This window comes from Streptomyces nanshensis, assembly GCF_001751255.1.
In the GTDB taxonomy this organism is placed as follows: domain Bacteria; phylum Actinomycetota; class Actinomycetes; order Streptomycetales; family Streptomycetaceae; genus Streptomyces; species Streptomyces nanshensis_A.
In genome coordinates this window covers 22,354-35,865 of sequence record NZ_LJGW01000348.1, presented here as the reverse complement: position 1 = coordinate 35,865, position 13,512 = coordinate 22,354, and the positions used below count along the sequence as shown (strand labels likewise).

Below are 13,512 nucleotides of genomic sequence, written 5' to 3'. Positions count from 1 at the left end.
CTCCTTGGCGCCCTCGGCTCCCAGCACGGCGGCGCACAGCAGCGCCATCCCGTACACGAGCGTGGCCGGACCGGCCCACGCGACGCTGTTGGCCACCCCCGCGTACAGCAGTCCGACCAGTGCGACGGCCCACGCGGCGCGGATCGCCGCCTGCCGCTCGCCGCGCAGCAGCGCGGCCAGCGCCGCGAGCACCACACCGACCAGCAGCAGCCCGCCGACGGCACCCGGCCCGCCGGGCGTCAGCGTCAACAGGCCGAGGGCGTCGGCTGATCCGGCTCCGTACGTCAGCCCGGCCTCGCGGAAGAGGTTCGCCGGGTCCGTGAAGAGCGAGAGCGACCAGGGGGCGAGCAGCACGATCGGCGTGAGCAGCGCGGCGGCGTTGCGCGCGAGGACGCCGCGCAGCGGTCCGTCGGACCCGCCGTCCTCGTCCGCGGCCGTCTCACTCTCGCCGAGGCCGTCCGTGAGGCCCAGCCTGCGCAGTACGAGCACCACCGCGAGCAGCGTCACGGCGATGAGCCACACCAGCGGTGTGAAGGAGGTCGCCAGCGTCAGCAGCAGCGCATAGCCCCATACGGAACGCCAACCCGGCCTGCCCCGCAGCCCGCTGACCGCGACGGCGGCCCGCGCGAGCAGCGGCAGCGTGATCGCCAGTACGGCGGTGCCGATGCGGCCGCCCGCGAGCGCGCCCGTGGCCGCGGGCAGGAACGCGTACGCGACGCTGCCCCAGGCCCGCAGCAGCCGGGACTCCACCAGCGGGCGCGAGGTGAAGTACGCGGTGAATCCGGCCAGCGGCACCGAGCACACCAGCAGCAGCGTGAGCGCGAAGCCCGTACTGCCGAAGAAGACGGTGGCGACGCCGGCGACGATCGCGAGATACGGCGGCGCGGTCTGTGTGCCGCCGATGCCCACGGGGTGCCAGCCGTCGGCGAAACGGCCCCACAGGTCCGCGACGTCGGCGGGCGCCGGCAGCAGCGCGCCCCCGGCGAGCGCGCCCCCGCCCAGCAGTTGGCGGCAGGCGATCAGGGAGACCAGCAGCAGCACGGCGAAGAGCACCGGGCCCGGCTTGCGGGCGATCTGCTTCAGCCGCGCGAACTGCTCGACCTGGAGATAGTCCGCGTCCTCGTCGCCCGGCCCGGACTCGACGGCGCCGTGCCGTCCGCCCGAGGACATGTCCGGTTCGGCGCGGCCCCCGAAGTTGCTCGCGACCTGCTCGGCGGTGGCCCGTACGGTCGCGCCGGGCGGCGGGAAGAGATGCCGCAGTTCGCCGTAGGGGACGGCGGGTTTGCCCCGTCTGCGCCGCGCGCCCAGGATCCGTCCGGGCCGCAGCAGCGTCCCGGTCAGGCCCCGCACTTCGTCGAGCGCCTGTCCGGGCGCCTTGCCGACGAGATAGGCGAGGGTGCGCAGCAGCGTCCCGAGGACGAGCCGCAGCATCACCCAGAAGAGCTTGGACGAGGGGACGTTGGCGAGCAGCGTGTAGACGGCGCCGGCCTTGTCGACGCGGTGCGGGCTGGCGCCGCCGCGCGCTCCGCGGCCCACGCAGTCCACGGGACGGCGCTCACGCGAGGCGGCCTCGGCGTGCCGGACGACCGCCTCGGGGACGATCAGCACGTTGTGCCCGGCGGAGTGCGCACGCCAGCACAGGTCGACGTCGTCCCGCATCAGCGGCAAATGCCGGTCGAAGCCGCCGAGTTGCTCGAAGACGTCCCGGCGGATGAGCATCCCGGCGGTGGAGACCGACAGGACCGTACGCACCTGGTCGTGCTGGCCCTGGTCCTGTTCGCGGCGCTCGATGCCGCTCCAGCGGCGTCCGCTGTTCGCGATCGACACCCCGGCTTCGAGGAGCTGTCTGCGGTCGTACCAACTGCGCAGCTTGGGGCCGACGATCGTGGCGTCCGGGTCGGCGTCGACGATCCTCAACAGCCGTGCCAGCGCGTCCGGTTCGGGTGCGCAGTCGTCGTGCAGCAGCCACAGCCAGTGGACGGGCTCGCCGTGCGGCAGCTCCGGCATGTCGTAGGCGTCGTCGCGCCAGGTACGGGTGACCGGGTCCCAGCCGCTGGGGCGCTTGAGATACGGAAGGTCGTCGGGCGTCTGTACGCGCGCGGTGCGTTCGGCCTCGTCGACGGCGGCGCCGAACCCGGTGCGGCGTGCCATGTGCAGGACGCGGTCGGGGCCGAGCGATTCCGCGAGGATCTGGGCGGACTCGTCCGCGCTGCCGGTGTCGGCCGCGATGACGTCCTGGACGGGACGTTCCTGGGAGAGCAGGCCCGACAGGGCCTCGGGCAGCCACCTCGCGCCGTCGTGGGAGACCAGCACGGCGGTGACGACGTGCCGGGGGAACTCAGGTGTGGCCGCCTCGTACTGGGCAGCCGAATGGCTGTGCACGGACATCGAGGTGCGGGCCCCTCCCGGGGTACCGGGGGCGATCCCCCGGAGACGCTGCGTCGGACTCGTAGGCGCACTCCCCGCGGTGGGGCCGTACGCCAAGGACGCGCCACACACTAACGGCTCGGTGCCGGGAGCCCATCCGGTCCTGCTCGCAGTCGTACAACCAGCCGTGCAACCCAGGGGACTTCTCGTCCGTGAAAGAAGCCGTGCACGTACGGACGCCGGGCGTCCGGGAGTTGCTCAGACAGCGGCCTTCTTCAGGCGCCGCCGTTCACGCTCGGACAATCCGCCCCAGATACCGAAGCGTTCGTCGTTCGCGAGCGCGTACTCCAGGCATTCGGAGCGGACCTCGCAGGCGAGGCAGACCTTCTTGGCCTCCCTGGTGGAGCCGCCCTTCTCAGGGAAGAAGGACTCGGGGTCGGTCTGGGCGCACAACGCGCGTTCCTGCCAGCCGAGCTCCTCTTCTCCTTCTTCGACCAGCACTTCCTGGAACAGCTCGGTCATGTGCGCCCCTCGTCCGTACTTTGCTTCCCCGTGATGCTGTCGTTATCGATCGTGACTGAACGACACGTGTGAAATTACAAGTGTGCCGATCCGCACCAGTCAAGCCGAGATCTGCTATTGAGTCCGTTATTCACTCTGCGGAACCAAGCGAAGACGGTAAGTGTTCATATCACCACGAACCTGCCCATACGGACCGCCGATCACTGCTCGGAACCCAGTCGTCCGGTTTTCCCGTGGGACGCCGGAGGCAGTGACCGCGGACGGACCGCAGACGGGCCGCGGACGGGCCGCGGACGGGCCGCACAGCCGCGATCACGGCTTGGTCACAGATGCACAACGACGTTCATGTGCGCGAGTGTTGCGCCAGGTGTCCGCTCCCCATGACGCACAAACCTTTCGCCAGGGACGGCAACCGGATGTGATGAACAACCGGGCTCCGACGCGACGCCTGAGTTGACAGCGGCAGCCCTCTCTCGGTCTCCTTGGCCGCATGCCAGTGACTCCCGAGCTCTTCACGGCCGCCGCCGCGCGGCCCCTTCGCGCTGCTCGCGTCGCCACGGGTCACTGCCGCTGTTCCTGTCTCACTTCCTGTCGACGCCGCCGCTGCTGTTGAGCGACTGACCGGCCGACCGCACGGCGCCGCCCGGCAGATCCCCTGCCCGGTCCGCGCACCCGGTCCGGCCCCGCTCCGGCCCCGCTCCAGCCAAGTGGCCCGCCGCGGCCACCGCATCCCCGACGGCTCTCCGCCCGTCGTCCGTCGTCCGCCTTCCGTCCGGCAACGCACCGGGCGCCCCAGCGCGAAAGACCATCCCGACGTGAACAGCCCCGCAGCGAACAGCGCCATCCAGAGCGACGTCCAGGCCGACGTCCAGAGCGACATCCAGATCGGGGGCGATCCGCTCGCCCTCCCCCACCTCATGCCCGCCGTGCCCCGCCATCCCGACACCGTCGCGGGCTTCGCCGGGCTGGCCCGTACGATCGCCGCCGACCGCGCAGGCTGGGCGCCGCTGGTGCGCTACGACGCCGCGAGCCGCTGGTACCACCGGCTGCGCACCGGGCCCGGCTACGAGGTGTGGCTGCTGAGCTGGCTGCCAGGACAGGGCAGCGGACGGCACGGGCACGGCCCCTCGTCCGGTGTCTTCACCGTCCTGGAGGGCGAGTTGACCGAGTACGCGCGCGGGACGCGCCGCGCGCTGCGGGCCGAGGCGCTGCGTACGTTCGCGCCCGGATATGTGCACGAGGTGGTCAACGAGAGCCTCGTTCCCGTCGTCAGTCTGCACGTCTATTTCCCGGGGCTGACAGAGATGCCGATGCACGAGCCCGTCGCCGCGTGCTCCGCCGGGACCGTGCAGCTCGCCGCCGACTGAACCGCCGTGTCCCGAGGGCCCGGTGACCTCCGTACGGCGCCGACCGCGCTGCCGGACCGCGAAGCCCTGCTGACACACTGGTCCGCATGGAGCGGATTGTGGTTCTGGCCGGGGGCATCGGTGGCGCGCGCTTTCTCCGTGGACTGAAGGAGGCGGCGCCCGACGCGGAGATCACCGTCGTCGGCAACACCGGTGACGACATCCATCTCTTCGGGCTGAAGGTCTGCCCCGACCTCGACACCGTGATGTACACGCTCGGCGGCGGCATCCACGAGGAACAGGGCTGGGGCCGGGCCGGCGAGACCTTCGCGGTGAAGGAGGAGCTGGCCGCCTACGGCGTGGGCCCCGAGTGGTTCGGGCTCGGCGACCGGGACTTCGCGACCCACATCGTCCGTACGCAGATGATGGGCGCCGGATATCCGCTCAGCGCCGTCACCGAGGCGCTGTGCGCGCGCTGGCAGCCCGGGGTGCGGCTGCTGCCGATGACGGACGACCGCGTCGAGACCCATGTGCTCATCGACACCGCCGACTTGGCGGACGGACCGCAGAACGACGGCGGCGAGAGCCGCAAGGCCGTCCACTTCCAGGAGTACTGGGTGCGGCTGCGGGCCTCCGTCGCCGCGCACGCCGTCGTACCGGTGGGCGCCGAGAGCGCGAAGCCCGCGCCGGGTGTGCTCGACGCGATCGCCGAGGCGGACGTGATCCTCTTCCCGCCCTCCAACCCGGTGGTCAGCGTGGGGACGATCCTCGCCGTGCCGGGGATCCGTGAGGGCATCGCGGAGGCCGGAGTGCCGGTGGTCGGGCTGTCGCCGATCGTCGGGGACGCACCGGTGCACGGCATGGCGGACAAGGTCCTCGCGGCGGTGGGCGTCGAGTCCACCGCGGCCGCCGTCGCACAGCACTACGGCAGCGGGCTGCTCGACGGCTGGCTCGTCGACACGGTGGACGCGGGCTCGGTGCAGTCCGTCGAGGACGCCGGAATCCGGTGCCGCGCCGTGCCGTTGATGATGACCGGCACCGAGGCGACGGCCGCCATGGCGCGGGAGGCGCTCACGCTGGCGGAAGAGGTGAACGCATGACGGTCGGGGCGAGCGGCAGAGACGGCGCCGGCGGCGCACCGGACGTCGGCTCCGGCACGGGAAGCACCGGCGACGGCGCCCGGCGGCCCCTGCCCGCGTACCGGGTCTGGGCGCTGCCCGGCATCCCCGAGGTGCGGCCCGGCGACGATCTGGTGAAGCTCATCGTCGGTGCGCTGACGGGGACTTCGGACGGTACGGACGCGGAGACGGCCGCCGGCGCGGACGCTCCCGGCGGGCTCGTCGACGGCGACGTGCTCATCGTCACCTCGAAGATCGTGAGCAAGGCCGAGGGCCGCGTCGTACGCGCCGACGACCGCGAGGAGGCCATCGACGCGGAGACCGTACGGGTCGTCGCACGCCGCGGGCCCGCGCGCATCGTGGAGTCCCGGCACGGCTTCGTCATGGCCGCGGCGGGCGTGGACGCCTCCAACACCCCCAAGGGCACTGTGCTGTTGCTGCCCGAGGACCCGGACGCCTCGGCCCGGCGCATCCGCGAGGGCGTACGGGACGCGCTGGGCGCCGACGTCGGCGTGGTCGTCACCGACACCTTCGGACGGCCGTGGCGCGAGGGCCAGACCGACGTCGCGATCGGCGCCGCGGGCGTACGCGTCCTGGAGGATCTGCGCGGCGGCCTCGACACGTTCGGCAATCCGCTGGGCGTGACGGTCACGGCCGTCGGCGACGAACTGGCCGCCGCCGGCGAGCTGGTGAAGGGCAAGGCGGACGGCCTTCCCGTGGCCGTCGTCCGCGGACTGCCGCAGCACGTACGGGAGTCGGGGGAGCCGCCGGCCTCCGCGCGGTCCCTGGTGCGGGACGCCGCGCAGGACATGTTCCGGCTGGGCACCTCCGAGGCCGTACGGGAGGCGCTCCAACTGCGGCGCACCGTACGGGAGTTCACCTCCGAGCCGGTGGACGGCGGCGCGGTGCGCCGGGCCGTCGACGCGGCGGTGACGGCGCCCGCACCGCATCACACGACGCCGTGGCGCTTCGTCCTGCTGGAGTCGCCCGAGTCGCGGCGGAAGCTGCTCGACGCGATGCGCGAGCAGTGGATCGCGGATCTGCGGGCGGACGGCAAGAGCGAGGAGAGCATCGCCAAGCGCGTACGCCGGGGCGACGTGCTGCGCGAGGCGCCCTACCTCGTGGTGCCGTGTCTCGTCGCGGACGGCGCGCACGACTACCCGGACGCACGGCGCTCCGCGGCGGAGCGGGAGATGTTCGTCGTCGCGTGCGGCGCGGGCATCCAGAACTTCCTGGTGGCGCTGGCCGGTGAGCAACTGGGCTCCGCCTGGGTCTCGTCGACGATGTTCTGCCGCGACGTCGTACGCGACGTCCTCGAACTGCCCGCCGACTGGGACCCGATGGGCGCCGTCGCCGTGGGCCACGCCGCGGCGCCGCCGAAGCGGCGGCCTGCGCGGGACGGCGGCGACTTCACCGAGGTGCGCTGAGCGCACGGAACGCGTCGCGCCACGCGACGTCACAGACGGGCGATGTTCCCGATGGGGAAGCGCGGTTCGCGCCGTGCCGGTGCCCGTCCGGCGAGCAGGATCAGCCGGGCGGCGCGGTGCCGCTGGCCCTCGTACGGAGCGAGCAGTTCCAGCATCGCGGCGTCGTCGGTGTCGCGCGCGCCCGTGAGCGAGTAGCCGACGATGCGCGGGAGATGGAGGTCGCCGACCGTCAGCGCGTCGGGGTCGCCGTTGCTGCGTTGCAGGGTCTCGGCGGCCGTCCACGGGCCGATGCCCGGGATGAGCTGCAACCGCCGCATGGCCGCGGCCAGTTCCATCGACGCGGCCTCCTCCAGACGAGGGGCGCGCTGGGCGGCGCGGACGACCGTGGCGGAGCGCTTGTCATCGACGCCCGCACGGTGCCACTCCCACGAGGGAACGCGGCACCAACCGCGGGCGTCCGGCATGACGTAGAGGTCGTCGTGCGGACCGGGCGCACGCTCGCCGTACCGGCGCACGAGGAGCCGCCACGCGCGGTACGCCTCGTGGGTCGTCACCTTCTGCTCCAGCACCGACGGGATCAGCGCCTCCATCACCAGCCCGGTGCGCGCCAGTCGGAGCCCGGGGTGGCGGCGGTGGGCCTCGCGGGTGAGGCGGTGGTGGGGGACGAAGGCCGACGGGTCGTCGTCCGCGCCGAGCAGCGAGGGCAGCCGTTCGAGACACCAGTCGCCGCCCGGTCCCCAGGCTTCGGCGCGTACGGGAACGGAGCCCGCGGAACCACCGGCACAGCCCGACGCCTCTGCGGGGTCTGCCGGATCTGCCGGTTCGAGGCGCCCTCCGGCCGTGATCCGCAGCGTCGCCGGGCCCGCGGGCGTACGCGTCCCACGCCAGACCGCACCGCCCTCGGCGCGGAAGCAGGGGTCGTACGGACCCCGCCGCAGCACACGCAGACTGCCCCCCAGGTCGTACGACGCGGGGGCGTTCCAGATGCGGACGGCGGGCTGTGCGGACACGGCCGACAGCGTATGCGCGCGGCGCCCGGCGCATACGGGGAGGGGCGGAACCAGGCCCGACTCGGGCCGTGGGCACAGGAGTTGAGGACCGACGGGCGAACCGCGCCCCGCCCGTACGTCCCGCCGTACGGTCCGCCCGCTCGTCGGACTCACTCGTCGGACGAGAAGCGCACCGCCCCCGCCGGGATGTGCGCCCCGCACCACACGCGGAGGCCGTCGCGCAGCTCGTTGCGCTCGCCGATCACCGCGCCGTCGCCCACCACGGCACCGTCGAGGACCGCGCCCGAGCCGACGCGGGCACCGGCGCCGATCAGCGAGTCCCGTACGTACGCGCCCTGTTCGACGAGGGCACCGTCCAGCACGGTCGAACCGTCGATCCGCGCACCCGCGCCGATCGTCGCCCCCGCGCCCACGACCGTCCCGCCGGTGAGCTTCGCGTCGGGCGCGACGCTCGCCGTGTCCAGCACGAGCCGTTCGCCGCAGCGGCCGGGCAGCGCCGGGGAGGGCGCCCGGCCGAGCACGAGGTCGGCGGAGCCGCGGACGAAAGCCTGCGGTGTGCCCAGGTCGAGCCAGTACGTGGAGTCGACCATGCCCTGGAGGCGGGCCCCTTCGGCGAGCAGGCCGGGGAAGGTCTCCCGTTCGACGGAGACGGGACGGTCCGCGGGGATGGTGTCGATGACCGAGCGGTCGAAGACGTAGGCGCCGGCGTTGATCTGGTCGGTGACGATCTCCTCGGGCGTCTGCGGCTTCTCCAGGAAGGCGGTGACGCGGCCGTCCTCGTCGGTGGGCACGAGTCCGTACGCGCGCGGGTCCTCGACCCGGGTGAGGTGGAGGGAGACGTCGGCGCCGCTGCGGGTGTGGGTGGCCACGAGTGCGCCGATGTCGAGGCCGGTGAGGATGTCGCCGTTGAAGATGAGGACGGGGTCGGACGGCGCGGAACGCAGCCGGGAGGCGACGTTGCGGATGGCGCCGCCGGTGCCGAGCGGCTCCTTCTCGGTGACGTACTCCAGGTGCAGTCCGAGCTGCGAACCGTCGCCGAAGTACGGCTCGAAGACCTCCGCGAGATACGAGGTCGCCATCACCACGTGGTCGACACCGGCGGCCCGCGCTCTCGCCAACTGGTGGGCGAGGAAGGGGACTCCGGCCGCCGGCACCATCGGCTTCGGTGTGTGCACGGTCAGCGGACGCAGCCGGGTGCCCTTGCCCCCGACGAGGAGGATCGCTTCTGTCACCGTGTGTCTTCGCTTCCTGACGGCGGCGGGGGCCCGAGCCGGACGGGGGCCGGGACGGCGGCGGCCAGTTTATGCAGGGACGGCGATCTTCCGGGGCGCGCCCGGAAGCTGCTCGCGCCCGTGCGGTACGGCTCGCGCCGCGCGCCCGTACCGCACGGGGAAGGGGACCCGCGCGGCACGGGCACGCGGCCGCCTCGGCGACGGCCCGTGCGAACCGTCCGTCTCAGCGGCGGCCCTGCAACCGCCCGGCCTCCGTACGGATTCCGGGAAGGGCGCCGTAGAGCTTCTCGCCGGGGCACTCCGTGGTGAAGCCGTCCCGGTGGCCGGCGACCGCGTTGAACGTGGCCTTGCTGCCCTTGCGGTACTTGGTGCCGCCCTCCGAGGTCAGCGTGGCCTTGCCGCTCGCGTCGACGCCGTGGACGCCGAGCTTCCACGCCGTCAGTTTGGCGAGGGCGTCCCTGGCGGCGGTCGAGGGCACGGCCTTGGAGTACGTCCCGAGGACGGCGATGCCGGTGGTGTCCGCGTTGAAGCCGAGGGTGTGGGCGCCCATGACCGGCTTGGCGACTCCGCCGGCGCGGCCCTCGTAGATCGTGCCGCACTTGTCGACGAGGAAGTTGTAGCCGATGTCCCGCCAGTGGCTGCTCTGCACGTGGTAGCGGTAGATGCCGCGGATGATCGCCGGGACGTCGGCGCAGTCGTAGTCGTTCGTCTCGGCCGAGTGGTGGACGAAGGCGGCCTTCACGGACTTGCTGTAGGCGAACTCCCGCTCGCGCAGGTTCTCGTCCGCGCCCCAGCCCTTGCGGGTGACGATGCGGGGGCGGGGACCGATGCGGCTGTCGTCGGCGCGGTCCTGATCGGAGGGGGTGGCGTCCGCGGCGTCGTCCCCGTATGTGGAGCGGGTGGCGCTGCGGGAGAGTTCGGGGAGTACGCCGCCGGGGCGCTGCCCGGGGTCGTCGTCGCGCGGACCGTCACTGCGTGCGCCGCCGTCACCTCCTGACGCGGTCCCTTCGCTGCCGCTTCCGCTGTCCCCGCCGCCACCGCCGCCGCCCTCGCCGGCACGGGCACCCGAGCCGGAGCCGGAGCCGGATCCGGAGTCCGCGCCGGAGCGTGAACCCGAGCCCGAACCGGGCGAGTCACCGGGGTCGACGAGCTCCAGACGCGCTCCCTCGGGCAGTCCGGCCTCGCCCGCCGCCCGCTTCCGGTCCGCGGCGCCTCCGGCCTTCTCACCGGCCGCGGGCAGCAGCCGCACACGTACGGCCGTCGAGTCGCCGGTCCACATCGGCGCGGTCGCGCCGAGCGGCTTCTCGCCGGAACGCCCGCGCCCGTCCGACTCCGGGCCGTCGCCGTGCGTCTCCAACGTCCGCCACGAGGACCACTTCCCGCTGCCGGAGGCCCGCGTCTGCACCTGCATCCGTCCCGGGGGCACGGCCGAGACGTCCTTCCAGACCACGCCCACGAGCGAGAAGGGCTTCACCTTCCGGGAGGTCACACGTCTTCCGCCTGACGGGTCGTCCTCCCACGCGGAGAGCAGCTTGTCGCCCGAGCGCTTGTCCCCTCCCCCGGCGCGCAGCGGCAGCGACTGGGTGCTGCCGGAGACGCCGCCGTCGCGCGCGGCGTCCGTACGGGCCTCCGTGCCCGTGCCCGCGCGCTCCCCGCCCGCGGATCCGCGGGCGACGGGCGGCGCGGCGTCGCCGGTCGACGTCGAGGACTTGCCGGACAGCAGGGCTTCGGCGGACTCGGTCGGCGCGAGCGGCAACAGCACGGCTCCCGCACACGCGATCCCGATCGAGGTGACTAGTAGTGCTCGCATGACGCGATCGTGCACATAGGCACTCATATCTGTCTATCCGGACAAAAAGCCTGAGTTGCTGCTCCGTACGGCGCCTCCGCTCGCGCCGCGTCCCCGCCGCACGCACACTGCGCTCCCGCGCTCCGCTCCCCGCGGCCCCACGCCACGGCGGCCCGTGCCCGATGCGTACGCTTGCCGGGTGAGCACTCCCCCACGCACCCCCGCCGACCTGCTGCGTTCCGCTCTCGACCAGGACCCCTCGCGTCCCCTGGTGACGTTCTACGACGACGCCACCGGCGAACGCGTCGAGCTGTCCGCGGCCACCCTCGCCAACTGGACGTGGAAGACCGCGAATCTGCTCCAGGACGAGCTGGCCGCCGAGCCCGGCGACCGCCTCGCCCTGCTGCTGCCCGCGCACTGGCAGACGGCCGTGTGGCTGCTGGCCTGTTCCGCCGCCGGCGTCGTCGCCGACGTGCACGGCGACCCGGCGGGCGCCGCGCTCGTCGTCAGCGGTCCCGACTCCCTTGCGGCGGCGCGCTCTTGCGGGGGCGAGCGCATCGCGCTGAGCCTGCTGCCGCTGGGCGCGCGCTTCCGGGAACGCCCCGAGGGCTTCCTCGACTACGCGGCCGAAGTGCCGGGCCAGGGCGACCGGTTCGTGCCGTACGCACCCGTCGGCCCGGAGGACCCCTTCCTTCTGCCGCCCGGCGAGCAGGAGACCCTCACGGGAGACGCGGCGGTCGGGCGCGCGCTGGCGGACGCGGAGGCGATGGGCCTGGAGCGCGGTGCGCGGGTGCTCTCGCGCCGTCCGTACGACACCTGGGACGGGCTGAGCGCCGGGCTGCTGGCCCCGCTGGCGGTCGGCGGCTCGGTCGTGCTGTGCCGCAACTCCGCGGCGCTGGACGCCTCCGCCCTCGGCAAACGCAGTGAGGACGAGCGCGTCACCCACACCATCGACTGAGCCCAGACCGCGACCCGCCTCTCCTTCCCGCCCGGCTCGGCACGGTCAGCGATGATCGTCGGTATTCATCACTGATCAGCAGCGATCAACCTTGCGTACAACCTTGTACGGGATCCGGGCGTCTGCCTTCCTGACCGGCGCCCCACGCCTGTACGCGTCCCCGCACGCGCCGCCGAGACCACGAGGGATGACGCAGACGTGACCGACTCCGGTAGCGACGACGGCAGAGCAGTACACGGCACGGCGACTCAGGGCACCGCGACTCAGGGCACGGCAGCCCGGGGCGTCGCGCCCCGCGGCACGTCCGTGCCGGGAGTCCGGCCCGGCGCCCCGCACCCCGCCCGCCGAAAACCCGGCCGGCAGGCAGCACCGGAAGCCCCGGGTCGACAGGCAGCACCGGGACGGCAGGCGGCACCGGGAGGGCCGGGCCGTCCGGGCGGCCGGGAACGCGGAAGGCCGGCCGGGCCACGGGAACCGCGGCGACGTCACCGCCACCGCTGGCTGCGCCTGGCCTCGCTCGCCGCCTCGCTGCTCGTACTCGGCGCGGCCGGCATCGGCTGGACCCTCTACCACAGCCTCGACGGCAACATCCGTACGGACGTCGGCACCGCCCGCACCCTCCGGCACTACGAGGCACAGCGTCCCCAACACGCGCCCGGCGAGGCGCAGAACGTCCTGCTCCTCGGCTCCGACAGCCGCCGCGGCGGCAACGGCGCCTACGGACGCGACCAGGGCGGGCAGCGCTCCGACACCGCGATCCTGCTGCACATCTCGGCGGACCGGCGCAGCGCGACCGGCGTCTCGCTCCCCCGGGACCTGATGGTCACGGTCCCGGCGTGCGCCGGGCGGGACGGTACGCGCATGCCGGCGCGCTTCGCGCAGTTCAACAGCGCGTTCCAGACCGGCGGGGCCGCGTGCACCATCCGTACCGTCGAGACGCTCACCGGCCTGCGCGTCGACCACCATGTGGTCGTCGACTTCACCGGCTTCAAGTCGCTCGTCGACACGGTGGGCGGCGTCGAGGTCTGCCTGCCCGGTGCGGTGAGCGACCGCGACGCCAAGCTCGAACTGCCCGCCGGGCGGCAGACGCTGGACGGCGAGGACGCCCTCGGATACGTACGGGCGCGGCACGGTCTGGGAAACGGGAGCGACACCGACCGTATGCACCGGCAGCAGCAGTTTCTCGGCTCGCTCGTGAAGAAAGTACGGAGTAACGGTGTGCTGCTGAACCCGGCGAAGCTCTATCCCGTACTGCACGAGGCGACTTCCGCTCTCACCGCCGACAAGGGCATGGATTCTCTCGGTGAGCTGTATGAACTCGCGCGCGGCATGCGGAATATCGACGAAGGCAGGGTGCGCTTTCTGACCGTGCCGCGACAGGCCTACCGCTTCGACAGAAACCGCGACGAACTGGTGCAGCCGGCGGCCGGCCGGCTGTTCTCGCGGCTGCGCGAGGACCGCGACGTACAGGTGGGCGCACAGGCCGCCACAGACGATGCGAAGAGCGCGGACGGCGCCGCAGGCGCCACCCCCGAGGCGTCCGTATCGCCTGGTCAGGGCGGCAGGAACCAAGCCACGGGCGGCGCCGTCACACCTTCGGTGCGTGAGGGGCAAGGAAGCCCCGCACCGCACGGCGGCACCGGGCCCCACGAGAGGGCGCCGGTCTACCGGGGCACCACCGCCGCCCGGGATGTCTGTCGTGCATGACATCTCCACCGCCGACCACGCTGGGATTAGGGCGAA

10 protein-coding genes are annotated in these 13,512 nt (G+C 73.1%); 5 read left to right on the top strand and 5 right to left on the bottom strand.

Features of this window, described 5'->3' with window-relative positions:
• The coding region (locus tag AN218_RS20810; RefSeq protein WP_070018409.1) for a glycosyltransferase family 2 protein at positions 1-2,388 on the bottom strand (2,388 nt) is incomplete at its 3' end.
• Positions 2,389-2,625: 237 nt separating this feature from the next.
• Positions 2,626-2,889 (bottom strand): WhiB family transcriptional regulator, encoded by a 264-nt coding sequence (locus tag AN218_RS20805; protein WP_070018408.1) that lies wholly within the window; start codon positions 2,887-2,889, stop codon positions 2,626-2,628.
• A gap of 917 nt (positions 2,890-3,806) precedes the next feature.
• Between AN218_RS20805 and AN218_RS20800 the strand changes: the two genes are divergently transcribed.
• The 3 genes from AN218_RS20800 (at position 3,807) to AN218_RS20790 (ending at position 6,780) form a co-directional block, all read left to right on the top strand.
• Positions 3,807-4,256, top strand: a complete 450-nt coding sequence (locus tag AN218_RS20800) for a cysteine dioxygenase (protein WP_070018415.1) — start codon at positions 3,807-3,809, stop codon at positions 4,254-4,256.
• A gap of 86 nt (positions 4,257-4,342) precedes the next feature.
• Complete coding sequence (gene cofD, locus AN218_RS20795) at positions 4,343-5,335, top strand: 2-phospho-L-lactate transferase (protein ID WP_070018407.1); 993 nt, start codon at positions 4,343-4,345, stop codon at positions 5,333-5,335.
• Positions 5,332-6,780 (top strand): coenzyme F420-0:L-glutamate ligase, encoded by a 1,449-nt coding sequence (locus AN218_RS20790; RefSeq protein ID WP_079132396.1) that lies wholly within the window; start codon positions 5,332-5,334, stop codon positions 6,778-6,780. Before cofD ends, AN218_RS20790 begins: the two co-directional genes overlap by 4 nt.
• Before the next feature lie 29 nt (positions 6,781-6,809).
• Here AN218_RS20790 and AN218_RS20785 read toward each other — a convergent pair whose 3' ends face one another.
• From AN218_RS20785 to AN218_RS20775, 3 genes are all read right to left on the bottom strand, one after another.
• Entirely contained in the window at positions 6,810-7,799 is a 990-nt protein-coding gene (locus AN218_RS20785; protein ID WP_079132398.1) for a DNA-3-methyladenine glycosylase family protein, read from the bottom strand.
• A 140-nt stretch (positions 7,800-7,939) separates the two neighbouring features.
• Positions 7,940-9,022: a mannose-1-phosphate guanylyltransferase gene (gene manB / locus AN218_RS20780; protein WP_070018405.1), complete on the bottom strand. Its 1,083-nt coding sequence runs from the start codon at positions 9,020-9,022 to the stop codon at positions 7,940-7,942.
• A gap of 223 nt (positions 9,023-9,245) precedes the next feature.
• Complete coding sequence (locus AN218_RS20775) at positions 9,246-10,832, bottom strand: N-acetylmuramoyl-L-alanine amidase (protein ID WP_070018413.1); 1,587 nt, start codon at positions 10,830-10,832, stop codon at positions 9,246-9,248.
• A gap of 178 nt (positions 10,833-11,010) precedes the next feature.
• On the opposite strand from AN218_RS20775, the gene AN218_RS20770 reads away from it, so the two are divergent.
• Together AN218_RS20770 and AN218_RS20765 are read left to right on the top strand one after the other, a co-directional pair.
• Positions 11,011-11,769 (top strand): TIGR03089 family protein, encoded by a 759-nt coding sequence (locus AN218_RS20770; RefSeq protein ID WP_070018404.1) that lies wholly within the window; start codon positions 11,011-11,013, stop codon positions 11,767-11,769.
• Positions 11,770-11,967: 198 nt separating this feature from the next.
• A complete protein-coding gene (locus AN218_RS20765) occupies positions 11,968-13,476 on the top strand; it encodes an LCP family protein (RefSeq protein ID WP_070018403.1) in 1,509 nt (502 codons plus the stop codon).
• The last annotated feature ends 36 nt before the right edge of the window (positions 13,477-13,512 follow it).